Raw genomic sequence first — 25,320 nt, forward strand, 5'->3', positions numbered from 1 at the left:
TATATTTCTTCTGTTTGTATGCCATTTTGTCTGCAATCTATAGAAATCTGAAACTTTTCTATTTTGTTACAAATATATATATATGTTTCCATTTGCGCAATATCTTTTTATAAACTTAAACAAAACAATTGTAATCCTAGTTGTATACAAATGAGACGTCACAAATGTATCACTCTGCGGAAATTGATTTATTTATGGCAAATAAAAACTTTACAAATTAGGACAAACTATTTGATATTCAAATAGAATGTACAGATAAAACAGGCTTATAACAGGAGTGTTACAAAATAAAGCAGTAGTACACCGCCTTTTTCTAATGTAATAGTTTAATATCATTCATTATTTTACTGAATATCCGGAATTTAACTTTTAAGTTACAGGTTTCAATAAAAGTATATGTATATATGTGTTAGCATTGTATCTGTATACAGATATATTCATAACTATGTGCTTCAAGTATTATACAATTGTATCCAATCATATCTTTGTATACTTATTATTATGATTCTCATTTATACTTGGATATTGTATACATAAGTATCAGTTAAAATATATTACAATAAATCATAAGTGACAAAATGACTCTTTGAAAAAAGAGTATAAAGAAGAGATGAAAAGAGATTTTTTTACACAAACCGACAAACCCTCAATCCTTACCCTATTTGTGAGTAATTGTAGGGAGAAAATCAAATAGAGCAATCTACAGGCAGTAAAAAACAGGATAAGTATCTGAAAAACAAAAAGGAAAGTCGCATTTTCAGACTCTCCTTTCTTATTATTCTAGAAAAAACGAGATTAAATAGCCTTCTCAAAAGAAAAGATCAGTGCATAATCTTATAAAGGAGTTCTTTTAAGATATCGGCATCACTGGCTGAAGGATTCCCCACTCCTTTGGAGCGTGCATCTGTTGTTCGGATATCACTAATCAGATTAAACACTTTCATAGCATTGTAATTACGCATGCCGATCATATAATCTTTTACCTGAAAAGAATTTCGAAAACCTAAAGCCTGCATAATTCCATTCTCCGATCTATCCTTTGAATAATAACAGATCAAGAGGTTTGAAAAATAATTGAACAAGACAGGAAGCGTAACTTGTATAGGGTTACTCTTGGGATTTTTTTCAAAATACTGAGCAATGCGATTGGCTTTCAAAACATCTTTGGTTGCTAAAGCCTTTAATAACTCAAAATTATTAAACTCTTTACTGATACCGATGTTCTCTTCGATCATTTCCGGCGTAATACGTTTAGGACCATTTTCCGGTAATAGGATCACTAATTTTTCAAGTTCTTTATTCAACCGACTGATATCATTCCCCAAAAAATCAGCCAGCATCTGCGTTGATTTACTATCAATACCGATAGCCTGTTGTTGCATAAAAGAAGTGATGAAAGCCGGCATCTTATAATCCGGTATCTTTTTCGATTCAAACAAAACACCTGTAGCTGCAGTAGCTGAAGCCAAGAGTTTACGTCTGTCTAAGGTTTTATATTTATAGTTAATAACCAAAACAGTCGATTCCAGTGGTTTCTTTACATAGTTAGCCAATAACTCAATATCACGCACCAACTGTGCTTCACGGACAACCACAAGCTGTCTTTCAGACATCATAGGAAAACGGCGGGCTGCATTAATGATGGTAGCCGCATCCGTATCAGCCCCATATAAAACAGTCAGGTTGAAGTCTTTTTCCGATTCATCCAAAACCTGTTCCAAGAGTAAGTCTGTGATCCTATCCATAAAGAAAGGCTCTTCTCCCATCAGTACGTAAACAGGTTGAAATTTTCGGGCCTGTATATCACGACAAATCCCTTCAAAAGTATATTCCGTTTTCGCCATTGTGTTTTTACAATCTAATCATTACCAACTAAACCGAATATGCTGGATCGTTTTCTTTTCATCGATAATCTGTTTCAAGGTCTCTATACCCAAAATAACATGCTCTCCGACAAATTGTTGCGTTACTTTTCTATCACTTTCTTCCGTCTTAACCCCATCTTCCTCCAAGGGTTTATCCGAAATCATCAATAAAGCTCCGGTTGGTATTTTATTGGCAAATCCGGCTGTAAACAAGGTCGCAGTTTCCATATCCACCCCCGTGGCATGTGTTTTCTGCAAATACTCCTTAAAATGGCTGTCGTATTCCCACACACGACGGTTGGTTGTATATATAGTGCCTGTCCAATAATCTTTCCCACAATCGCGGATAGCCGATGATATAGCGCGAAGCATAGAAAAAGCAGGTAAAGAAGGAACTTCCGGTGGTAAATATTCATTCGACGTGCCTTCTCCACGAATGGCGGCAATAGGCAACACATAGTCTCCCAAGGCATTCACCCTCTTTATGCCTCCGCATTTACCCAGAAAAAGCACCGCTTTAGGCATAACGGCAGAAAGTAAATCCATGATAGTGGCGGCATTCGCACTTCCCATCCCAAAATTAATAATGGTTATCCCCTTGGCAGAAGCATTAGGCATTGACGATTTCAAGCCGAATATGGGTACATTGAAATGATCCGCAAAAATCTCTACATATTTCGTGAAATTGGTCAATAAGATATACTTCGTAAAATCTTCTAACTTACGCTCCGTATAACGAGGCAACCAATTTTCGACAATATCTTGTTTTGTTTTCATAAATCACTACCTTTGATGTGCATTTCATCGGCCGACTCTGCGGATCCGATGCGTCCTGTATGAAACAACAAATATAACAAATGCTCTTGTTAAACCTACCAACATATCCCACGAAAGTTACCGAAAAGAAAGGGAAAAAATACATACTGGATCTTGTCAGAAACAAATATGTAGCGCTCACTCCGGAAGAGTGGGTACGTCAACATTTTGTGAACTATCTAATGACAGAAAAGGGATTTCCCAAAGAACTTTTAGCCAATGAAGTTGCCATAAAATTGCATAACACGAATAAACGATGTGATACCATTGCCTACGATCGCTTCCTCACTCCATTGGTTATCATAGAGTATAAAGCACCGGACATTGAAATCACAGATAAGGTGTTTGACCAGATTGTCCGATACAATATGGTGTTACAAGTAAAATACCTGATAGTCAGCAATGGGTTTAATCATTTTTGTTGCCAAATAGATTATCTTACCCAATCCTATTCTTTCCTACAATATATTCCGGATTATAAAGAGTTAGAAAAATAAAGAAGTGTAGCTCTCTGAGCCTGATGAGTAAATAAGATAGTCAAGGTCTCTTACATTCTTACAAGTTTATATCCACCCGATATTTGTCGGCCAAAAACACCAATGTATCCACCGGTTGGATAGAATCTTCCGTATTCATATGTATAGACTGAATAACTGCAGGATACGGTTCATTCACCTTTTGCTTTTCTTCTTTGTCAAAGAAAAGTGAATAGGCCAGAATAACCAGAAAAAAAGATAAAATCAAAGGCTTCATGTCAACTATATTTGATTAATACATAAGCTTAGATGTAGTTAAAACGTTAAATGCTGCATCTTATTATATATAATACCACTTTTTTTACTATTCTTCTGACTCAGCAGGCATTTATGACAGGATAAAAAAGGGGAATCCGGGATAAGATCAATTCCGGAAATATAAAAAAACGGAGAAAGTGTATCACTTTCTCCGTTCTCCATATATAAATAAGAGTTTTATGCTCCGAAATCGTCAAAATGTAACATTTCACGAGGAACACCCAAGCTATCCAACATACCTTCAACGGCTTTTGCCATCGGGCCGGGACCACACATGTAATATTCAATATCTTCGGGAGCTTCATGATCTTTCAGATAGTGATCATGAATCACCTGGTGGATAAAGCCTACATACCCTGTCCAGTTATCTTCCGGACGTGGTTCCGACAAGGCTATATTGAACTTAAAGTTCGGGAATTCTTTTTCAATTGCCCGGAAGTCTTCTTCATAGAAGATTTCATTCTTTGAACGGGCACCATACCAGTAAGATACCGTACGATCTGTTGTTTTCAGCGTATTAAATAAGTGTAACAGATGCGCACGCAAAGGAGCCATACCTGCACCTCCACCGATGTATAACATTTCACGTTTGGTATCCAGGATATGGAAGTCACCATAAGGACCAGACATTTTCACCTTATCCCCCGGTTTCAGGTTGAAGATATAAGAAGAGCCGATACCCGGATTCACTGCCATCCAGCCTCCTGCATTCCGATCAAACGGAGGAGTAGCGATACGTACGTTCAACGTAATGATATTTCCTTCTGCCGGATAATTAGCCATCGAATAAGCCCGGATCGTTTCTTCTTCATTCTTACAAGCCAGATCCCACATTTTGAACTTATCCCATTCCGGTTTGAAACGATCGTCCACATCAAACTCCGTGAACTTCAGATCAAACGCAGGTATCTTAATCTGTGAGTAACTACCAGGTTTGAAGTTCATCACTTCCCCTTCCGGTAAACGTACCGTAAATTCTTTGATGAAAGAAGCCACATTATGATTCGACACCACTGTACACTCCCACTCTTTCACTCCAAAGACTTCTTCCGGTACTTGTATCTTTATATCTTCTTTGATCTTTGTCTGACATCCCAGACGCCAGTTATCTTTGATCTCTTTCCGGGAGAAAAAGCCTACTTCAGTAGGAAGAATATTGCCTCCTCCTTCCGGTATCTGACAACGGCATTGTCCACAACTACCGCTACCTCCACAGGCAGATGACAAGAAAATACCTTGACCTTGAAGAGCTCCAATAACAGTTCCTCCCATCGGTACTTCAAATTCTTTTTCGCCATTCACTACCACCTTTACATTTCCAGATGGTATCAGCTTTGCTTTAGCGAACAACAAGGCACCCACCAGAATCAGTGTAATCACAAGGAATATCACTGCTCCGGCCATTATTGTCAATCCGCCTTCCATTAATAGAATCATCTTTATATTATTGTTTATGCGTTAATACTTATATTTTAAGACCCGAGAAGCACATAAATCCAATACCCATCAAACCGGTAATGATGAATGTAATACCCAAACCTTTCAATGGTTTAGGGATATCGGAATAAGCCAACTTCTCCCGGATAGCCGCCATACCAATAATGGCCAACAACCAACCGATACCCGATCCCAATCCATACACAGTAGCAACACCTGCATTGGCAAATGCTTTTTGTTGCATAAACAAAGATCCTCCTAAAATGGCACAGTTCACAGCTATAAGCGGCAAAAAGATACCCAAAGAAGCATACAGAGCAGGAGCAAATTTCTCCACCACCATCTCTACCAATTGCACAAAAGAAGCAATAACAGCAATAAAGATGATCAACGACAAGAAGCTAAGATCAACACTTGCATATTCAGCACCCAACCAACTGAGTGCACCTTCTTTCAATACATAGTTTTCAAGCATATAGTTTATCGGCAACGTACATACAAGGATGAATGTCACCGCCAATCCCAATCCTAAAGCGGTCTTTACATTTTTGGAAACAGCCAGATAAGAACACATACCCAGATAGTATGCGAAAATCATGTTTTCAACAAAAATCGACCGTACGAATGTGCTTAATAATTCTTCCATTCTAATAATTCTTTACTGATTTAGCATTAATTTTCCTGGAGTTCTCTATTTTTCGAACGGTGAACCCAAATAATGACCGCAACGACGATCAGCGCCATAGGTGGCAGGATCATCAACCCGTTGTTTACATATCCAAAGTCATAGACAGCCTCAGGGATTACCTGGAAACCAAGCAAAGTGCCCGAGCCTAAGAGTTCACGGAAGAACCCGACAATAACCAGGATTATTCCGTATCCCAATCCATTACCAATACCGTCCAGGAATGATTCCCAAGGTCCGTTACCCAAGGCAAAGGCCTCCAGACGTCCCATCAGGATACAGTTTGTAATAATCAACCCCACAAATACGGATAATTGCTTGTTTACATCATAGGCAAAAGCCTTCAATACTTCACTGATAATAGTTACCAATGCTGCTACGACCACCAATTGCACAATGATACGGATACGGTTAGGTATTGTATTACGGATCAGAGAGATGATCACATTGGCAAAAGCCACAACGGCTGTTACCGAAAGTCCCATTACAATAGAAGGTTCCAACTTGGATGTTACAGCCAACGCCGAACAAATGCCCAACATCTGAACGATTACCGGGTTGTTCTTACTCAACGGGCCAACCAGTACTTCTTTATTCTTATTTGATAATAATCCCATTTTGTTACTGATTTTGTGAGGTTAGAAACTGAACATATCCTTCCAAGCTGTTTAAAATCATCTGGTCAACACCCTGACTGGTAATCGTACCTCCGGAAATCCCATCGACATAGTCCTGTCCGATTGCACTCTTGCCGGGTTTAACCACAGCTATGGATTTAAATGTACCATTATTAAAAATCTTCTTTCCCGGAAATTGTTTATAGAAAGAGGGAGTCGTTATTTCTGCTCCCAAACCAGGAGTTTCCCCTGCGTGGCTGAAGTTCGCTCCGAAAACGGTGTTTTTATCATCGTTTAACGCGATATATCCCCAAAGAGGTCCCCAAAGACCGGTACCTTGCAAGGCCATGATATATTTGGTTTGACCATCTACATTCGCTACAAACACAGGATATTTATTTTCGGCAAAAGCTTTCACTACATCCGCTGAAAATGCTTCTCCTTCCACTTTTTGTCCTTTCGCATCAACAAGGAAAGATTCTTTAATCAGTTCATTGTATTTCATTTCCGCTTCATCGGCTGTAGCTTCTACATTTATGGAGCGAAGAATCTGTTGTCTTTTATCGTTATCTTCATTCTTCTTTTGGTATTCTTTCAATGACTGTGAGGTAAATGCCAATACGACAGCCACAAGAACAACCATTACAGAAGCATAGATTACGGTATATACATTACTATCTCTATTCATAATCGTCTTATTCTAAAATTATTTGATAGCTCTCTTCAAGCGACGGTTAATATTACCTTCTACTACATAGTAGTCGATCAACGGAGCAAACGTATTCATCAACAGGATAGCAAGCATCATACCTTCGGGATAACCCGGATTCAAGGCACGGATAATAATTGCCATAGCCCCCACGAGGAATCCATAAATATATTTGCCGGTTTCGGTACGTGCCGATGTAACCGGGTCGGTAGCCATAAAGACTGCTCCGAAAGCAAATCCACCCAGGAAGAGATGATCTACGGGAGAAACACTCATGGATACAGTTGTTCCTACCATATTGAAAATCAATACAGATACAGCTCCACCAACAAATACGGAAAACATCGTTTTCCAACTGGCCACGCCTGTAAAGAGCAAAATCACCGCACCGATCAAAATAGCCAATACGGATGTTTCCCCAATGGATCCCGGGATTAATCCCAGAAACATATCCCATGTAGTAAGCGGGTTACCCAACACATCTACACTTTGAAACGAACCGATCATATCTTTAGAAGCAATAGCGATCTGTCCCAAGGGAGTAGCTCCCGAAAAACCATCGACCACTGTTCCTGCGCCTAAACCAAAAGTGTCAGTTGTACGTACGAACACCTGGTCGCCCGACATTGCCGCCGGATAAGCAAAGAACAAGAACGCACGTGTCACCAAAGCCACATTAAATACATTATACCCTGTTCCGCCAAACACTTCTTTGGCAAAAACAACAGCAAATGCAGTTGCCACCGCAATCATCCACAGAGGGGTATCGATGGGAACAATCATAGGGATCAGGATACCTGAAACCAGAAATCCTTCCTGGATCTCTTCTTTTTTCACCTGGGCGACAGCAAATTCGATGCCCAACCCTACTACATACGAAACGATAATCTTTGGCAATACTGCCAGAAAACCGTAAATAAAAGTCATCCAGAATCCTGGATCCGTACCAATCGCCAGATTATGCTGGTAGCCGGTATTGTACATACCGAAAAGTAAAGCCGGTAACAAAGCAAAGATCACAATGGTCATCGTACGCTTTGAATCTACACTGTCATGAATATGTACGCCTGATTTCGAAGTAGCATTCGGTACAAATAAAAATGTTTCGAAGCCTTCGAATACAGAACGGAACATCGCCAGCTTTCCGCCTTCCTCAAAGTTGGGCTTAATCTTGTCGAGATAATTCCTTAACGCTTTCAATGTATTCTAATTTTTTAGTTATTAATTCATTTCTTTGTAAAGCAGATCCAAACCGTTACGGACGATCTTTTGTATTTCAATCTTCGATGTATCCACAAATTCGCAAAGTGCAAAATCTTCCGGAGCCACCTCGTAAATACCTAGATTCTCCATTTTATCGATATCGAATGTGATAATAGCTTTCAGTAGGTATTCGGGCAGAATGTCCATCGGGAATACTTTATCGTATTCATTAGACATAATCATGGCACGTTTACCTCCCCGGATACGGGCATCAATATTGTACTCTTTCTTTTTACCCAACAACCAGGAGAAATACGTATGGCTTGTACTGAATTTATCCAAACCAGGCATCACCCAACCGAAGAGTTCATTCACATCATCTCCTTCCGGTATGACAGTCACCTGATTATCATAGGCCATCAGATAATCATCCAATCCCACTTGCGTACCGCTCAGTACATTTCCACTGATGATACGTACGTGTTTGTCTGCACCGTTGGAAGAAAGCATATTTCCTTCCACCAGGCTACGCAGGGTACAACCGGCAATAACTTTTCTATATCCCTGTTCCGATACTTCGGCACCGGTGATAGCCACCATGCGGGTGAAGTCTGCAACGCCTTTATTAAACAGGCGACCTATCAAGATAACATCCTGTGGGTTTACCGTCCAAACAACTTCGCCTTTATTCACAGGTCGGATGTGATTAATCTGTACACCTACATTAGCAGCAGGGTGCGGACCTTCAATTTCAAGGACCTCCACTCCAGTGGGTTTCACCGAAGAACCGGGACGTACCCCTACATACACTTTTCCGGATGTAAGTTTCGCCAAGGCATCCAAACCTGTCTGGAAATTAGCCTCTTCTCCTTGAAGAATAAAATCAAAATGAGGAGCTAAAGGTGCCGAATAAAACGCTGACACAAATATATCCCGCGGAGAATCCGTAGGTGAAGCCACCCTGTCATACGGACGCTGCTTGATATACGGCCATAAACCACCCGCAAGGATAGTCGTTTTTACCTCTTCCGCTTGCAGGGAAGTTACACTTTTTTTGCCAAAATCTTCGTACTCGATAGACGCATCCGGCTGCACAACAATACTAAGCACTTTGCGCTTCTCTCCACGGTTTACGGCAATCACTTCACCGCTTACGGGTGAAACAAACTTGATCTCCGGGCGGTTCTTATCAATCATCAGGACAGAACCGGCTTTGACTTTATCTCCTACTCGGGCAACAACTTTAGGATAAATACCGTTATAAGAATCGGGCACGATAGCATATGTCGCACTCGATTTCCCGGTTAACAGTACATCCGAAGCTTTTCCCTTCAGATTAATGTCTAAACCTTTTTTAATCTTAATCACATTTGCCATGATATAACTTACATTGTTATTTTTGGTAATTTGCCGCGAAGTTACATATTTTTTTATGCTTAATAACAGAAGAAAGGAAATTATTAAAGAAATAATTCCATAATTTTGCAGAACAAACGAAAGACGGATTCAAATGAGACAACTAAAGATAATAACTCTCTTCATTTTCATGGCTTTTTCACTCAGTGCACAAGTTATTTACCAAACGAATATTCACCATGATCTGATCAAAACACTGCAGGTGAAAGTGGCCGGTGAAAGTCTATCGAATCCGATTATTGCCATGCAAGGCGGAAAACAGATAGAAATAAATTTCGATGCAATGACTTCCGGATACCAACATTATGCCTATAGCCTTATTCATTGTGATGCCGACTGGAAACAATCCACCCTCTCTCCCATCGAATATGTAAATGGTTTTCAGGGACTTCCTATCGAATCGTATGCCAATTCCATGGGAACAACGATCGCTTACAGCAACTATAAACTATACATACCCAATGAAGATATACAATTGAAAGTATCCGGTAATTATGCCGTGCGCGTCTACAACGAAGATAACCCGGAAGAAACCGTACTTACTGCTTGCTTTTCTGTTGTCGAACCCAAAATAGTGATTGCCAGTTCGGTCAGTAGCAATACGAATATCGATACCAACCAATCCCATCAACAGGTTAGCTTTCGTATAAACACACGCAACTTTCAGATCCCCCATCCGCAAACCGACTTAAAGATATGGGTATATCAAAACAACCGCAGAGACAATGCCATAACCGGCTTTATGCCCATGCAGATATCCAATACGGAGTTGAATTATTCCCATATACGCGAATTAATCTTTAAAGCCGGCAATGAATACCGCCGGACGGAGTTTCTGAGTACGGCTTACAATGGCATGCATGTGGAAAACATCTCCTTCCATAATCCGTATTACCATGTCACCTTATACCCGGATATCCCCCGCAGCCATCGCTCCTATCAATACGATCAGGACCAGGACGGACGTTTCCTTATTCATTGCAATAAATGCAACGACCCGGATACGGAAGCGGACTATCAGATTGTGCACTTTACTTTAGTGTCTGATTATTACACCGATGGGGATGTTTATCTATCCGGAGAATTGTTTCATAATGTGCAGGATGAGAAAAGTAAAATGGAATACAATCACCAAGCCGGTCAATATGAAAAATCCGTTCTACTCAAACAAGGACATTATAACTATCAATACCTTTTTGTACCCCGGGGAGAAAGCCGGGGAGAAACGGCTTTGTTGGAAGGCGACTACTATGAGACAGAAAACGAATACAGTATCTATGTTTATTACCGCCCCATGGGGGAACGTTACGATCGTCTGATCGGTATTTCTACCCTGAAATTACAATAACTAGACAATCCTGCGGGCATCTCCTTTTTCTTGATGATCCGATTTCCACTTCAAAGGTCTGTACACGCTCGTTTCCGAACGCATGATGCCCTCTTTCTACACCGATTTTTATTCAAAAAACAGGCTGTTTATTGAATTTTCATACGGAATATTTTAGTGTTGATAGCTATCGTCAGTACTGATGATAACTATCGTTACTACTGATGATAGCTATCGTTAGTAGTGACGATAGCTATCAACACTAAAATTATCCCGCAATGAATCCGGGAAAAGCCAAAATAACCGGCGGCGTATACCGGATACCACCCATTATTAAATCCTTAATTATCAAGAGAAAAAGAAAAGAGAGACCCCGGATACACTGATTATTGCTCCTGCTATTTCCTGGAGAGTAATTTTTTGCTTGAAAAAGAAATACGAAGGAGCCAGGATAAAAATAGGTGTAAGAGCCATAAGCGTGGAAGCAATACCAGCCTCTGTATATTGAACCGCCATCAAAGAAAAAGAAACTCCCAGAAAAGGACCGAAGATGGTTCCTCCCGTAGCCGAAACCATAGCTTTCCGGTCACTCAATGAATATATAAATCTTTTGCCCTGTCGGGTTACAAAGAGCAGAACTAAAAAACCGACCAAACCGACAATGGCGCGTATCTGGGTAGAGGCAAAAGGTACGAGACGAACCGCCACTTCATCCTGCAAATCAACAGATTGCATATAATAATCCATACCCAATTTGCTAAACACAAGACCTACCCCCTGCCCGATTCCAGCGCCTATGCCGAACAATATCCCTTTCACAGGGAGTTTAAGGGTTATTTTAGGCGATATGCCTGCTCCCTTGCCAAAAATAGAAAGAGCGATACCCGACAGAGTGACCGCCATTCCTATCCATGCGTTCATTTTCAGATGTTCACCAAGAATAAAATAACCGGCAATAGCAGCAGAGGGAGGAGCCAAAGTCATAAAGAGTTGCCCCCAACGCGAACCGATTAATAAATAAGAATTAAAAAGACAATAATCCCCCAACACATAACCGATAAAACCGGATATGGCCAACCAAAACCAGGCTTCCCCTCCGGCATGCATCGGGAAAAACGTACCGGTAAAAAAGAGAAGGGTTAAACCCAACATGCCGACAGCCATTGCAAGGCGAATGATATTCAAGGACAAACTACCCATACGTCGTCCGGCATACTCAAAACAAATAGCGGTTATTGTCCAAGAGAAAGCAACTCCCAGAGAAATAATTTCACCTGTATACACTGTTCTATTTATTAAAAAGGCATCTCATTGTTTCCACCGGCACTCAGGAAGTCGACACCTCCATTGGGAGGAATAGGTGGCATGCCCTCAGCGGCATTCATGCCGGAAGAAAACTCGCGCACAGGAATATCCTCGTCTACATTCATAAACTTGGCAAACTCGTTTTTGAAACGCAAAAGCACATCCCCCGTAGCCCCGTTACGATGCTTGGCAATGATGATCTCCGCCATGCCTTTCAAGGAGTTTCCTCGTTCATCTTCAAATATCTTATAATATTCCGGACGGTGAATGAAACAAACCATATCCGCATCCTGCTCAATCGCACCGGACTCACGCAAGTCGGCCAACTGGGGACGTTTGCCTTCGCTTCCCTGACGGTTCTCCACCCCACGGTTCAACTGTGACAAGGCGATTATAGGAATATTCAATTCCTTTGCCAATCCTTTCAATGAACGGGAAATCATACTCACCTCCTGCTCACGGCTACCAAAGCCCATACCACTGGCATTCATCAACTGAAGGTAGTCAATTATAATACATTTGATCCCATGCTCACGTACCAAACGACGTGCCTTGGTGCGCAACTCAAACACAGACAAACTCGGTGTATCGTCCACAAATATAGGGGCATCATATAATTCTTTCAATTTAAAATCCAACTGCTCCCACTCATAACGTTCCAAACGTCCGCTTTTGATCTTATCCCCTGGCAACTCACACACATTCACAATCAAACGGTTTACCAACTGTACATTACTCATTTCAAGAGAAAAAACAGCCACAGGGGAATTATGATTGACAGCCATATTCTTCGCCATAGAAAGAACGAATGCCGTTTTTCCCATCGCAGGACGGGCCGCAATAATAATAAGGTCGGAATTCTGCCACCCGGAAGTGATCTTATCCAGCCCGTCAAAGCCTGTGCGCACGCCACTTAAGCCTTCTTTTTGGTTATAGGCTTTTTGAAGCATCTCAAGTGCTTCCCCAATAACCGGATTGATCTGGGTAACGTCTTTCTTTACATTACGCTGAGAGATTTCAAACAATTTGCCTTCTGCTTCCTGCATCAGGTCTTCTACGTCGATGGATTCATCGAAGGCTTTGCCTTGTACCATGGCTGTAAAACCGATAAGCTCCCGGGCCAGGTATTTCTGGGCAATTATACGGGCATGGTATTCAATGTGCGCCGAACTGGCAACCTTTGAGGTCAACTGTGATATATAGAAGGGGCCACCAACCAAGTCCAGTTCTCCTCTTTTTTTCAATTGCTCTATAACCGTCAGCATATCCACCGGCTGCTGACTGACAGCCAGGTCCAGGATGGCTCCATAAATCATTTCATGCGCTTTGTCATAGAAGCATTCCGGTTTGAGTAACTCACTGACTTGGGAATAAGCATCTTTCTCCAACATCAATGCACCTAGCACAGCCTCTTCCAACTCACGTGCCTGCGGTTGCAGACGTCCCATTTCGGGTATAATTACGGGTTTTTGCTTTCCTTTTCCAGTGTTCTTTGTTCTTTCAGCCATATTGTAGTATTTACGGGACACCAAAAGTACAATAAAATAGTCGATAGAGGAAAAGGCATGATCGAAAGTTATCAAGAAGAAATGAACAGGGCTGTTTGAATAGTGGTACAGCATGTCTTTTTTTAGTACTTTTGCCTGCAATCAGATAAATAGTCCTATGCTAAAACTCCTATCAATTCCTTTGTCTACTCTTTATTATGTACTGTTTTACAGCACATTACTTCTATTTCATCCGATACAATGGATTTGTTTTAACCTTTTCGGATATAAGGCGCATAAGAAAAGTGTTGACCTCTTGAATTTCTTCTTAGTAGCCAACACCTATGTTTTGGGAACATCCTATAAGATAGAAAACAAAGAATATTTACCCGAAGGTGTACCCCTTATTATAGCAGCGAATCACCAAAGTTTGTATGATATTCCTGCCATCATCTGGTTTATGCGCAAAGTGCATCCCAAGTTTATCAGTAAAATTGAATTGGCAAAAGGTATACCGAGTATTTCATACAACTTGAAACACGGTGGCTCTGTTGTTATCGACAGGAAAGATCCCAAACAAGCCTTGTCGGCTATCCGGGATTTGAGTCTCTATATTGAAGAGAATAAACGTTCTGCCGTTATATTTCCCGAAGGTACGAGAAGCAAAACTGGCAAACCCAAACGTTTTGCCGAGAATGGACTGAAAGTGCTTTGTAAATATGCTCCTTCTGCTTATATCGTTCCTGTGACGATCAACAACTCTTGGAAAATGGTGCGCTGGGGTTCTTTTCCGTTGGGGATAGGTAACAAACTGATATTTACAATACATAAACCTTTTGCTGTCAAAGATATGCCTTTTGTGGAAGCTTTTGAAAAGACAGAAAAGACTATTGTAGAAAGAGTGATTGGGTAAGCAATTTCTTCTTACCCTTTTTTCAAACTCCCTGACAAAGGATATAGGAATCAATGTACTTTGGTACCTCCTTCTTTATGAATATCGGAGGCTTGGGTGATAATAACCTCCTTTACACCGGCATCAATAGCCTGATAGGCATTTTCTAATTTCGGTATCATCCCGCCCTGGATAATGCCTTGTTCTACATATTGCTTAAAGGCGGTACGGTCGATCTCCGGAATGACACTGTCTTCATCCGTTTCATTCAATAGAACCCCTTTCTTCTCAAAGCAAAACATCAAGGTAACTTCAAAATGTTTGGCTAAAGCTTTGGCTGCCTCACCGGCTATCGTGTCTGCATTGGTATTCAACATATGCCCTTCTTTATCGTGGGTAAGAGGAGCCAATACGGGTACAATACCCTGGCCGATCAATGCAGCCAATAAGTCGGCATTAACCTCTTTCACATCCCCTACATAACCGTAATCGACTGTGGTTACCGGACGTTTCACCGAACGCATCAGGTTCATATCTGCACCTGTTAATCCTAAGGCATTTATATTTAAAGCCTGTAAACCGGCTACAATATTTTTATTTACCAAGCCTCCGTACACCATCGTGACGACTTTCAGCGTTTCTTCATCCGTCACACGTCGTCCGTCTACCATTTGACTCTCTATTCCCAACCGGGCAGCCAGTTTGGTAGCAGAACGTCCGCCACCATGCACCAAAACTTTATATCCTTCAATCGTTGAGAAATCACAAAGCAGTTGCCGAAGAGTCTCCTCTTCTTCCACAATCTTTCCTCCAACCTTTACCAGTGTAAGCTTTTCTTTCATCTATAAACTTCTATTTATCGAGCAAAGGTAGTGATTTTTTAGAAATGAGATTATTACAAAAAAGGAGGGAAAGAATTTGGGGTGATCCATAATATTGGGTTATGCGTAGTATAGATATAAAAAAAGGCATCCTTTATGGAATGCCTTCTTTAAGTGATTTGCCTGGGGTTCGAACCCAGGACCCCATCCTTAAAAGGGATGTGCTCTACCGGCTGAGCTAGCAAATCTGCCTGTGTATTTTTAAAATACGGGTGCAAAGGTAGCGGAATAATTTTTACCATGCAAACAAATTGATGTTTTTATTCTTTTAAAGTTTATGATTTATATAAAAGAGGCTGTGGAAAGTCAAGAAATGGACGGATACTTATTCGCATTTGAATTTTAATATCAAAAAGAGGATAGAAACTGCCACTTTATTGAGATTTTGTAGGTTACAGATTGGGTGAAATCTTTCCTTGTGGTTATCTTTGCGGGCAAAGCTCAAATAAATCAATCATATACTACTAAATATGGCAGACGATAAAAAAGTTATTTTTTCAATGGTAGGGGTAAGTAAGGTATTCCCTCCTCAAAAGCAAGTTTTAAAAAATATCTACTTATCTTTCTTTTATGGTGCTAAGATTGGCATTATCGGGTTAAACGGCTCTGGTAAATCAACACTTCTGAAGATTATTGCAGGCATAGAGAAAGAATATCAGGGAGAAGTAGTTTTCTCTCCGGGATATTCCGTTGGTTATCTGGAACAAGATCCGCAATTGGAAGCAGGTAAAACAGTAAAAGAGATTGTACAAGAAGGCGTACAAGAGATTGTTGACACCTTAAAAGAATATGAAGAAGTAAATGAAAAGTTTGGTGATCCGGAGGTATTAGAAGATCCGGATAAAATGGATGCATTAATCACCCGCCAGGCTGTATTACAAGATAAAATTGATGCGACCGATGCCTGGAACCTGGATAGTCGCTTGGAGCGCGCCATGGATGCACTTCGTTGTCCTCCTGAAGATCAACAGGTTGACACATTATCCGGAGGAGAGCGCCGCCGGGTTGCTCTTTGTAGACTGCTGCTTCAACAACCCGATGTCTTATTACTTGATGAACCGACGAACCATTTGGATGCCGAATCCATTGATTGGTTGGAACAACATCTGCAACAATATGCCGGAACGGTGATCTGCATCACGCACGACCGTTATTTCCTCGACCATGTAGCAGGTTGGATATTGGAGCTGGATCGTGGGGAAGGAATACCCTGGAAAGGCAATTATTCCTCTTGGTTAGACCAGAAAACCAAACGCATGGCTCAAGAAGAGAAACAAGTCAGCAAGCGTCGTAAGACATTGGAACGGGAATTAGAATGGATCAATATGGCTCCCAAAGCTCGGCAAGCCAAAGGTAAAGCCCGTTTGAACTCCTATGAGAAATTACTGAATGAGGATCAGGTGGAACGGGAAGCCAAACTGGAACTTTTCATCCCCAACGGTCCGCGTTTAGGCAATAAAGTAATAGAGGCACAACATGTAGCGAAAGCTTTTGGCGAAAAGTTACTCTTTGACGATCTGAACTTTATGCTTCCTCCCAATGGTATTGTGGGTGTGATCGGTCCGAACGGTGCCGGTAAAACAACCCTGTTTAAGATGATTATGGAGATGGAAAGTATAGATAAAGGAAGCTTTGACGTGGGTGAAACCGTGAGTGTTGCCTATGCCGACCAGACCCATAAAGATATCGATCCGAACAAAACCGTTTATCAGGTGATATCCGGCGGACAAGAGTTGATTCGTGTAGGAGATAAAGAAGTAAATGCCCGTGCTTATCTTTCTAAATTCAACTTCAACGGAGCAGATCAGGAAAAGGCGTGTAATGTATTGTCTGGCGGAGAGAAAAATCGTTTGCATTTAGCCTTGACACTCAAAGCCGGAGGCAATGTATTACTCTTAGATGAGCCTACCAATGACATTGACGTAAATACCTTACGGGCTTTGGAAGAAGGCTTGGAGAACTTCGCCGGTTGTGCCGTTGTGATTTCCCACGACCGTTGGTTCCTGGACCGTATATGTACCCACATACTCTCTTTCGAAGGAGATTCGAATGTTGTCTATTACGAAGGAACCTATTCCGAATACGAAGAATACAAACGCAAACAATCGGGCTATGAAGAACCCAAAAGGGTTCGATACCGCAAATTAATAAACTAATAATCCCCCCTGCCATGAAAAAAAGGATCTTCTCATTCGCAGTACTAATCGCTGCACTCCTAGGCTCCCTGACGGAGGCTAACGGTCAAAAGGTTGAAAAACTATTTAACGGTAAAGACTTATCAAACTGGAACTTTGTTGTAGACAAAAACGCGGTATCTGCCGATCAGGTTTTTTCTATAAAAGACGGAGTGATACATATTACCGGCAACCCTTTCGGTTATATGTATACGAAAGAAAAGTATGCCAATTATAAATTACACGTAGAATGGTGTTACCCCAAAGAGGCAACTAATAGCGGTATCTTTCTGTTGATAGAAGAAGTAAGAGACGGCAATCCATTCCCCAATGGTATAGAATGTCAGTTGGCCGCCGGTAAAGCCGGAGACTTTGTTCTTTTAGGAGGCTCTGATCTGTTCGAGTTTCACCAAAGACCCGGCACGAAACGTCCGGCATTCCCTGTTGTTGCCAAAGCGAATCCTTCCAGTGAAAAAGAAGCAGGAGAATGGAATTCGGCAAACATCTTTGTCAAAGACGGTACCATCACCGTATTTATCAACGGAGTATACCAAAACACGGGAACCAACAAAGTCAAATCAGGACATATCGGTTTACAGAGTGAAGGGAAAGACATCCTATTTCGCAACGTGACAGTGACGAAAATGTGATTACGTCTTGATATACAAGAAAAAGAAAAGAGAGTGCCCGAAGGACACTCTCTTTTTGTATCGTATCTATACGATGTAATTATTTGGCTTGTTCCAACTGCAATGTTTTTGTTGGAGCATCACATACTTCTGTCGGACCGAAATATTGGATAGGGCCCGGATACACATAACTGGTTGTTTCTGCCCAACTGTCACGGTTCTTAGCGAAGGTCTTAAATGGAGCTCCATCAAGTTTCACCAAAGCTTTCTGGATCACCGGTTTCATTTCTCCGTGACGACGTTCCATATTCATCATCATGGTAACCGGAATACCTCCGGCAATCCATTTTTCAGCAGGAGCTGTCGTATTACGTACGGATGACATATAACCTGTCTTACCCGAAGCGATCAGACAAGAAGCTGTATAACCCAATGAATAACAATAGTCGGCATCATAATTAGATGGAGCGGCGCAACGTCCTTCGTAACCGAAGAAATGATGCAATGCAGAGAATTTACCTACATACTTACCTTCTTTCTTCCATTCATCCAATTTCTTTCCAACCATTTCAGAAAGCAATTTTTCTGTTTCGATCAAGGATACCTGTACATTACCGTGCGGGTCGCGATCCAATGTCAACTGACGGGCCACTCCCTCAGGCAGACTGGCATACAGGTCTGAGTTGTCTTTTGTCAGTTTGCTGATAATATAAGCCCGTTGTTCGCTTTTCTTGATCATCTTGAACTCACCGTCATGTTTAGCCAGGTAATCATTCAACTCGGCAATCAGGCGTTTCATAGCAGGAACAAACTCGATCAATCCTTCCGGAATCAATACCGTTCCAAAGTTATTACCTTTCTCTGCACGTTTGGCAACAACAGAAGCAATATAAGTCACGATATCATCCAAAGACATATTCTTTGCTTCTACCTCTTCTGAAACAATACAGATATTCGGTTGCGTCTGCAAAGCACATTCCAAAGCAATATGCGAAGCCGAACGTCCCATCAACTTAATAAAGTGCCAGTATTTCTGCGCTGAGTTACAGTCTCTCTCTATATTTCCGATCACCTCTGAATATACTTTACAAGCCGTGTCGAAACCAAAAGAAGTCTCGATCTGTTCGTTCTTCAAGTCTCCGTCAATCGTTTTCGGACAGCCGATAACCTGCACACCGGCATCAATCGCTTTATAGTATTCAGCCAGTACACAGGCATTTGTATTAGAGTCGTCCCCACCGATAATCACCAAGGCTGTGATATTCAATTTCTTCAGAATTTCCAATCCTTTATCAAACTGTTCCGTTGTTTCCAGTTTAGTACGACCCGAACCGATCATATCGAAACCACCCGTATTGCGATACTCGTCAATAATATCGGATGTCAATTCTTTGTATTTATGGTCGATCAACCCACCAGGTCCTAAGATAAAACCATACAAGCGGGAATTATCATTTACAGCTTTGATACCATCGAACAAACCGGCAATAACATTGTGTCCGCCAGGAGCCTGTCCTCCGGAAAGAATCACCCCTACGTTGACAGCAGGAAGCTTTTCAGGAGCGCTGCTCTTTTCAAAAGTAATGATAGGCATTCCGTATGTGTTAGGAAACAACTCTTTGATCTCTTCCTGATCGGCTACTGATTGGGTATATTCACCGTCTACCGCTTTTACGGCACCTTTTAATGCAACTGGAACCTTGGGTTGGTAAGCTGCTCTTGCAATTTGTAAAGCACTCTTTGTCATATTCTTGTATTTGTTTTTGAGAATGAGCATATACGCTATTAAAAGCGGTGCAAATATCGCTATTTTTTTTCAATCTGAAAAGGAGATAGATGAATTCTCCCTCTTCTTTTATATCTTTGCGCCCGCACAAAGTATAGAAAGAATGGTCTCAGTTGAAAAGCTAACAGTTGATTTTGGAGGATTTACATTGTTTGACGATGTATCCTTTGTGGTAAATAAAAAAGACCGCATTGCCCTGGTCGGTAAAAACGGGGCAGGCAAGTCGACCCTGTTGAAAATATTTGCAGGCATACAGCAACCCACCTCCGGAACAGTCAGCCTACCCAAAGATGTAACGATCGGCTATCTTCCTCAACAAATGAAGTTGACAGACAGCCACACCGTACGCGAAGAAGCCGAACTTGCTTTCATGCATATCCGTGAGATGGAAAAGGAGATAGAGGCCTTGAACCTACAATTAAGCGAACGCACGGATTATGAATCCGAGACCTATCAGAAAATTATCGATCGCGTGACTCACCTGAACGAACATTTTCTACTCATGGGAGGAAACAACTTTCAGGCCGAACTGGAGCGTACTTTACTGGGATTGGGCTTTTCACGAAATGATTTCGAACGTCCGACCTCTGAATTCAGTGGAGGATGGCGTATGCGTATCGAGCTGGCCAAATTATTACTGCGTCAACCCGATATTCTTTTGTTGGATGAGCCGACGAACCATTTGGATATAGAATCCATACAATGGCTGGAAAACTTCATTGCCACCCGTGCCAATGCAGTCATACTTGTTTCACACGACCGGGCATTCATTGATAATACGACCTTGCGAACGATTGAAATCGAATTAGGTAATATATATGATTACAAAGTCAGCTATTCCCAATATGTCGTACTTCGCCAGGAACGCCGCGAACAACAACTGCGTGCCTATGAAAATCAACAAAAAAAGCTGGCCGATACGGAAGCTTTCATTGAAAGGTTTCGTTACAAAGCGACAAAAGCCGTACAGGTGCAGTCACGTATCAAACAACTGGATAAAGTTGAACGTATCGAGGTTGACGATGTCGACACGGCTATGCTCAGCCTCAAATTTCCTCCGGCTCCCCGCTCGGGCTCTTACCCGGTAATAATGGAAGAGGTAGCAAAAAGTTATGGAAACCACCTGATCTTCAATCATGTCACCTTCACCATCAACCGGGGAGACAAAGTGGCTTTCGTCGGAAAAAACGGAGAAGGTAAATCGACATTGGTCAAGTGTATCATGGATGAAATCGATTATACCGGTAAGTTGCAGTTGGGACACAACGTGAAAATCGGTTACTTCGCGCAAAACCAGGCACAGCTATTGGATGAAAACATGACCGTATTCGAGACGATCGATTACGTCGCCCAAGGGGATATCCGTACCAAAATACGGGATATACTCGGTGCATTCATGTTTGGTGGCGAAGCCTCTGATAAAAAAGTGAAGGTGCTTTCCGGAGGGGAACGCAGCCGGTTGGCCATGATCCGCCTTTTGTTGGAACCTGTCAACCTATTGATCCTCGACGAACCGACCAACCACCTGGATATGCGCTCGAAAGATGTATTGAAAGAAGCTCTCCGGGAGTTTGACGGAACAGTCATTCTTGTTTCTCACGACCGTGAGTTCCTCGATGGATTGGTAGACAAAGTATACGAATTCGGCAACCAGCGGGTAATCGAACATCTGGGAGGTATCTATGCCTTTCTGGAACGTAAAAAAATGGATAACCTGCGTGAATTGGAACGATCTACCCCATCCGCTTCGTCCCATACGGAAGAAAACGGCATGCAGCCCTCTACGAATAAATTGTCTTACGAAGCCCGTAAAGAACAAAGCCGTATCCTAAAAAAATTAGAAAAGGCCATTACTGAGGCAGAAACTAAAATAACCAGCCTGGAAGAATCCATCTCCACCCTCGAAAGCCAACTGGCCACACCGGAAGGTTCCTCTGATGTTTCATTGTATACCGAATACGCTGCCCTGAAAAAACAACTGGCAGATACCATGGACAACTGGACAGAGCTCACGATAGAGTTAGAAAATCAGACAAATTAAACTCCCAAACAAAAGGGAGTATATTATTGCCGATGGGCATCGACAGTATTGCCGAAGCTGATCGGCAATATTGCTGAAGCGCATCGTCAATATTGTCGATGCCCATCGGCAATAGAATCCCCTCCCCTATTTGACACAAAAAACGCGGAATCAATACATTCAATTTGAAACCAAAACATCCACAAACAGGAACACATTGCTCACAAAACACCATATTACACTTTTACAAATTCACTTCATAACAAAGGATAGTATCATTTTAATAGTTTAATACTCAATTAAGATAAATATTATTATCAAAAACACACAAATTCAAACAAATTACTATCTCTTCAACGGGAGCAGGAATCAGAAACTATCTTTTATCTTGTAAATATTGCGAAATAAGAATAATATGACAACCTTTGCAGTGTTGTAAGTTTCTTTTTAACATTAAAACAACAAAAAAAAGAGATTTACGAAAGCAATAGATATCAGAAACGATCATTTTATATCCATTGTTTAAAAAAGAAGGTAAATATCCAGCAAAGTGGACAAAAACTCAAATTCACAACATTATGATGATCTACTTCTATTTATATCCTCGCATACAAAATCCCCGATAAGGGGAAATCTATAAAAAGAGCAGCGGATTGAAATAACGCGGAATGTCATTTCATCCATACAAGCCGGAAGGGCAATCCTTACCGGACAGGGAGAGGTACAGCCTTTCCCTAATACAAAAACAATCGTTTAAGTATTTAACATTCAAAAGAATAATCAAAATGAAACGAATATATTTTATCGCCTGTTTATTTCTTCTTCCCGTTTGCATGCAAGCGCAAGAAGAAAAAGAAAGTAAAGTCTCTTTCGACCTGGGAGCCGATTTAGTCAGCTCGTATGTATGGCGTGGAGCCTATCAGACAAGTGCCGCTATCCAACCTTCCATGGGTCTGACGGTTGGAGGATTCTCCTTATCCGCATGGGGTAGCGTTCCTTTCTCCGGAACAGCTAAAGAAGTCGATTTTACTCTTGGGTATGAGCTTGGTGGCTTATCCGTAGCCATCACCGATTACTGGTGGGCCGGTGAAAGTGCCTACAAATACTTCACCTACGATGCACACAAAACGGCACACCACTTCGAAGCTTCCTTAAGCTACTCATTGCCCGTGGAAAAGTTTCCGCTCTCTCTTTCCTGGAACACGATGTTTGCTGGTGAGGACTACTACAAAGCGGACGGCAAAAGAGCCTATTCTACGTATGTATCAGCGGGCTATCCATTTCGTATAAAAGGGGTTGGCCTGGAAGCTGAAATCGGACTTACTCCCTGGGAAGGGATGTATGCGGACGGATTTGCTGTTGTCAACATCGGACTGAAAGCTTCAAAAGAAATCCGTATTACGGACGGGTTCTCATTACCCGTATTCGCACAAGTCCTGGCAAATCCGGAAGCAGAGGATATATTTCTCGTATTTGGACTTAGTTTTTAAGTATTCATTAAAAAAGGCAAAAAGATGAAAAAGATTGAAGCAATTATTCGCAAAACTAAATTCGATGACGTGAAAGAAGCGTTAGACTCCATCAACATCGAATGGTTCTCTTACTACGATGTAAGAGGTGTCGGGAAAGCCCGGCAGGGACGTATTTACCGTGGTGTCATTTACGACACCAGCTGTATTGAACGAATTTTGATAAGTATTATCGTTCGTGATAAAAATGTACAAAAGACGATAGATGCTATACAGGAAGCTGCGCAGACCGGTGAAATTGGGGACGGACGAATCTTTGTCATTCCGGTAGAAAATGCAGTGCGCATCCGAACAGGGGAACAAGGTGATATTGCTCTGTACAATGCCGAGCATGAAGAATAATAGAGCCATTAACATATAAAAGACAACAAAACATGAAACGAATACTATTTATATCCATTTTACTTTTTTCGGTCTTCGCGGCATTCGCACAGACTACCGAAACGGTGGCTGAATCTACAACTGTAGAAGGAGCTGCAACATTCGACAGCATTGCTGATCTTGCCTTATCACTCGATACAGTGTGGATGTTGTTGGCTGCCATGCTCGTGTTTTTTATGCAGCCGGGCTTTGCCTTGGTTGAAGCCGGTTTTACCCGTATGAAGAGTACGGCGAACATTCTGATGAAGAACTTTGTCGATTTCACCTTGGGATCGATTCTGTTCTTTGCCGTAGGGTTTGGATTGATGTTTGGAACCGGTGCTTTTGCCGGTACGCCGAATTTCTTTCAAATAGATTTCCTGGAAATGGAACTGCCTGTCGAAGGATTCCTGATTTTCCAAACCGTGTTCTGCGCCACTGCCGCTACCATTGTTTCGGGAGCCATGGCCGAACGGACTAAATTCCACATGTACCTAATTTACACCGTTTGCATCAGTGTATTGATTTATCCGGTCTCAGGACACTGGACCTGGGGAGGCGGCTGGCTGATGAACGGCGAGGAAGGCAGTTTCATGATGAACCTCTTCGGAACAACCTTCCATGATTTTGCCGGATCAACCATTGTCCATTCCGTCGGTGGCTGGATAGCCTTGGTCGGAGCCTGGATTGTCGGCCCGCGTATGGGTAAGTATGGAAAAGATGGGAAGTCGAAAGCTATTCCGGGACATAACTTAACGATTGGTGCACTGGGTGTTTTCATTCTCTGGTTCGGATGGTTCGGTTTTAACCCCGGCTCCCAATTAGCCGCCTCAGGAGAAGAAAACCGTATAGCTATCTCACATGTATTTCTGACAACCAACTTAGCAGCCTGCGGAGGTGGATTTGCCTCTCTTATAACAGCCTGGTGGCGCTACAAAAAGCCTTCTTTATCACTGACGCTGAATGGTATATTAGCCGGACTGGTGGCTATCACAGCCGGATGTGATATGGTTTCTCCCGTAGGTGCTTTAATCATTGGTATCCTCGCCGGTATCCTGATGGTGTTCTCCGTAGAGTTTATCGACCGTATTCTCAAGATCGACGATCCTGTCGGTGCATCCACCGTACATGGTGTTTGCGGTGTCTTCGGAACACTGATGACCGGACTATTCTCCACCAGCGAAGGATTGTTCTATGGACAGGGTTGGAGCTTCCTCGGGGCACAGGCCTTCGGAGCTGCCGTTGTCGGAGTATGGGCACTCGGAATGGGCTTCATCATTTTCAAGTCATTGGATAAACTCTTCGGACTTCGTGTTTCTAAACGCGTGGAAGAAGAAGGCTTGGATATATACGAACATGGTGAAACAGCCTACAACTAATAACTAATT

At 41.9% G+C, this 25,320-nt stretch carries 22 protein-coding genes and 1 tRNA gene; 9 read left to right on the top strand and 14 right to left on the bottom strand.

The features are described from left to right. Window positions 1-821: 821 nt before the first annotated feature. Window positions 822-1,844, bottom strand: coding sequence for a DNA polymerase III subunit delta (gene holA / locus D0T51_RS00585; RefSeq protein WP_163723857.1), 1,023 nt, complete (start codon window positions 1,842-1,844; stop codon window positions 822-824). A gap of 21 nt (window positions 1,845-1,865) precedes the next feature. Further along, window positions 1,866-2,642 (bottom strand): AMP nucleosidase, encoded by a 777-nt coding sequence (locus D0T51_RS00590; protein WP_163723860.1) that lies wholly within the window; start codon window positions 2,640-2,642, stop codon window positions 1,866-1,868. 80 nt (window positions 2,643-2,722) lie between these two features. Here D0T51_RS00590 and D0T51_RS00595 point away from each other — a divergent pair, with 80 nt between their 5' ends. Then, on the top strand, window positions 2,723-3,178 hold the full coding sequence (locus tag D0T51_RS00595; RefSeq protein WP_163723862.1) for a type I restriction enzyme HsdR N-terminal domain-containing protein: 456 nt from the start codon (window positions 2,723-2,725) through the stop codon (window positions 3,176-3,178). 58 nt (window positions 3,179-3,236) lie between these two features. Here the strand turns inward: D0T51_RS00595 and D0T51_RS00600 are convergent, their stop codons facing one another. From D0T51_RS00600 to D0T51_RS00630, 7 genes are all read right to left on the bottom strand, one after another. Next, entirely contained in the window at window positions 3,237-3,434 is a 198-nt protein-coding gene (locus D0T51_RS00600) for a hypothetical protein (protein WP_163723864.1), read from the bottom strand. 218 nt (window positions 3,435-3,652) lie between these two features. Next, window positions 3,653-4,912 carry an NADH:ubiquinone reductase (Na(+)-transporting) subunit F gene (gene nqrF, locus D0T51_RS00605; RefSeq protein WP_163723866.1) on the bottom strand — a complete coding sequence of 420 codons (1,260 nt, stop codon included), beginning with the start codon at window positions 4,910-4,912 and terminating at the stop codon, window positions 3,653-3,655. A gap of 28 nt (window positions 4,913-4,940) precedes the next feature. Next, complete coding sequence (nqrE, locus tag D0T51_RS00610) at window positions 4,941-5,558, bottom strand: NADH:ubiquinone reductase (Na(+)-transporting) subunit E (protein ID WP_163723868.1); 618 nt, start codon at window positions 5,556-5,558, stop codon at window positions 4,941-4,943. A gap of 26 nt (window positions 5,559-5,584) precedes the next feature. Further along, the gene (locus D0T51_RS00615; RefSeq protein WP_163723870.1) at window positions 5,585-6,214 is read right to left on the bottom strand and encodes an NADH:ubiquinone reductase (Na(+)-transporting) subunit D; all 630 of its coding nucleotides are present in this window, start codon (window positions 6,212-6,214) and stop codon (window positions 5,585-5,587) included. A gap of 4 nt (window positions 6,215-6,218) precedes the next feature. Next, the gene (nqrC, locus tag D0T51_RS00620; protein ID WP_163723871.1) at window positions 6,219-6,902 is read right to left on the bottom strand and encodes an NADH:ubiquinone reductase (Na(+)-transporting) subunit C; all 684 of its coding nucleotides are present in this window, start codon (window positions 6,900-6,902) and stop codon (window positions 6,219-6,221) included. A gap of 18 nt (window positions 6,903-6,920) precedes the next feature. Further along, the gene (locus tag D0T51_RS00625; protein ID WP_163723873.1) at window positions 6,921-8,123 is read right to left on the bottom strand and encodes an NADH:ubiquinone reductase (Na(+)-transporting) subunit B; all 1,203 of its coding nucleotides are present in this window, start codon (window positions 8,121-8,123) and stop codon (window positions 6,921-6,923) included. Between the two features lie 21 nt (window positions 8,124-8,144). After that, window positions 8,145-9,503 carry a Na(+)-translocating NADH-quinone reductase subunit A gene (locus D0T51_RS00630; protein WP_163723875.1) on the bottom strand — a complete coding sequence of 453 codons (1,359 nt, stop codon included), beginning with the start codon at window positions 9,501-9,503 and terminating at the stop codon, window positions 8,145-8,147. 133 nt (window positions 9,504-9,636) lie between these two features. Here D0T51_RS00630 and D0T51_RS00635 point away from each other — a divergent pair, with 133 nt between their 5' ends. Then, the gene (locus D0T51_RS00635) at window positions 9,637-10,890 is read left to right on the top strand and encodes a DUF5103 domain-containing protein (protein WP_163723877.1); all 1,254 of its coding nucleotides are present in this window, start codon (window positions 9,637-9,639) and stop codon (window positions 10,888-10,890) included. Between the two features lie 327 nt (window positions 10,891-11,217). Here D0T51_RS00635 and D0T51_RS12395 read toward each other — a convergent pair whose 3' ends face one another. Beyond that, the gene (locus tag D0T51_RS12395) at window positions 11,218-12,153 is read right to left on the bottom strand and encodes a DMT family transporter (protein WP_280778443.1); all 936 of its coding nucleotides are present in this window, start codon (window positions 12,151-12,153) and stop codon (window positions 11,218-11,220) included. Between the two features lie 11 nt (window positions 12,154-12,164). Beyond that, window positions 12,165-13,682 carry a replicative DNA helicase gene (gene dnaB, locus D0T51_RS00645; protein ID WP_163724601.1) on the bottom strand — a complete coding sequence of 506 codons (1,518 nt, stop codon included), beginning with the start codon at window positions 13,680-13,682 and terminating at the stop codon, window positions 12,165-12,167. Window positions 13,683-13,839: 157 nt separating this feature from the next. Between dnaB and D0T51_RS00650 the strand changes: the two genes are divergently transcribed. Next, window positions 13,840-14,574, top strand: coding sequence for a 1-acyl-sn-glycerol-3-phosphate acyltransferase (locus D0T51_RS00650; protein WP_163723879.1), 735 nt, complete (start codon window positions 13,840-13,842; stop codon window positions 14,572-14,574). Between the two features lie 50 nt (window positions 14,575-14,624). Here D0T51_RS00650 and argB read toward each other — a convergent pair whose 3' ends face one another. Together argB and D0T51_RS00660 are read right to left on the bottom strand one after the other, a co-directional pair. Continuing rightward, window positions 14,625-15,395 carry an acetylglutamate kinase gene (gene argB / locus D0T51_RS00655; RefSeq protein WP_163723881.1) on the bottom strand — a complete coding sequence of 257 codons (771 nt, stop codon included), beginning with the start codon at window positions 15,393-15,395 and terminating at the stop codon, window positions 14,625-14,627. Window positions 15,396-15,549: 154 nt separating this feature from the next. Continuing rightward, window positions 15,550-15,622, bottom strand: a tRNA-Lys gene (locus tag D0T51_RS00660). A gap of 282 nt (window positions 15,623-15,904) precedes the next feature. Between D0T51_RS00660 and ettA the strand changes: the two genes are divergently transcribed. Both ettA and D0T51_RS00670 read left to right on the top strand, forming a co-directional pair. Further along, window positions 15,905-17,590: an energy-dependent translational throttle protein EttA gene (gene ettA / locus D0T51_RS00665; RefSeq protein WP_163723883.1), complete on the top strand. Its 1,686-nt coding sequence runs from the start codon at window positions 15,905-15,907 to the stop codon at window positions 17,588-17,590. Between the two features lie 14 nt (window positions 17,591-17,604). Beyond that, window positions 17,605-18,258: a DUF1080 domain-containing protein gene (locus D0T51_RS00670; protein ID WP_163723885.1), complete on the top strand. Its 654-nt coding sequence runs from the start codon at window positions 17,605-17,607 to the stop codon at window positions 18,256-18,258. A 79-nt stretch (window positions 18,259-18,337) separates the two neighbouring features. Here the strand turns inward: D0T51_RS00670 and D0T51_RS00675 are convergent, their stop codons facing one another. Further along, window positions 18,338-19,984: a diphosphate--fructose-6-phosphate 1-phosphotransferase gene (locus D0T51_RS00675; RefSeq protein ID WP_163723887.1), complete on the bottom strand. Its 1,647-nt coding sequence runs from the start codon at window positions 19,982-19,984 to the stop codon at window positions 18,338-18,340. Between the two features lie 142 nt (window positions 19,985-20,126). On the opposite strand from D0T51_RS00675, the gene D0T51_RS00680 reads away from it, so the two are divergent. The 4 genes from D0T51_RS00680 to amt all read left to right on the top strand — a co-directional run bounded on the left by D0T51_RS00680 (window position 20,127) and on the right by amt (window position 25,311). Then, window positions 20,127-22,064, top strand: a complete 1,938-nt coding sequence (locus D0T51_RS00680; protein ID WP_163724605.1) for an ABC-F family ATP-binding cassette domain-containing protein — start codon at window positions 20,127-20,129, stop codon at window positions 22,062-22,064. Between the two features lie 764 nt (window positions 22,065-22,828). Next, window positions 22,829-23,533 carry a TorF family putative porin gene (locus tag D0T51_RS00685; RefSeq protein WP_203583288.1) on the top strand — a complete coding sequence of 235 codons (705 nt, stop codon included), beginning with the start codon at window positions 22,829-22,831 and terminating at the stop codon, window positions 23,531-23,533. Between the two features lie 24 nt (window positions 23,534-23,557). Further along, on the top strand, window positions 23,558-23,914 hold the full coding sequence (locus D0T51_RS00690) for a P-II family nitrogen regulator (RefSeq protein WP_163723889.1): 357 nt from the start codon (window positions 23,558-23,560) through the stop codon (window positions 23,912-23,914). A 32-nt stretch (window positions 23,915-23,946) separates the two neighbouring features. Beyond that, the gene (amt, locus tag D0T51_RS00695) at window positions 23,947-25,311 is read left to right on the top strand and encodes an ammonium transporter (RefSeq protein ID WP_163723891.1); all 1,365 of its coding nucleotides are present in this window, start codon (window positions 23,947-23,949) and stop codon (window positions 25,309-25,311) included. Window positions 25,312-25,320 lie beyond the last annotated feature (9 nt).

Origin of the sequence: Parabacteroides sp. 52, from assembly GCF_010500925.1 — a bacterium.
GTDB lineage: Bacteria > Bacteroidota > Bacteroidia > Bacteroidales > Tannerellaceae > QVMG01.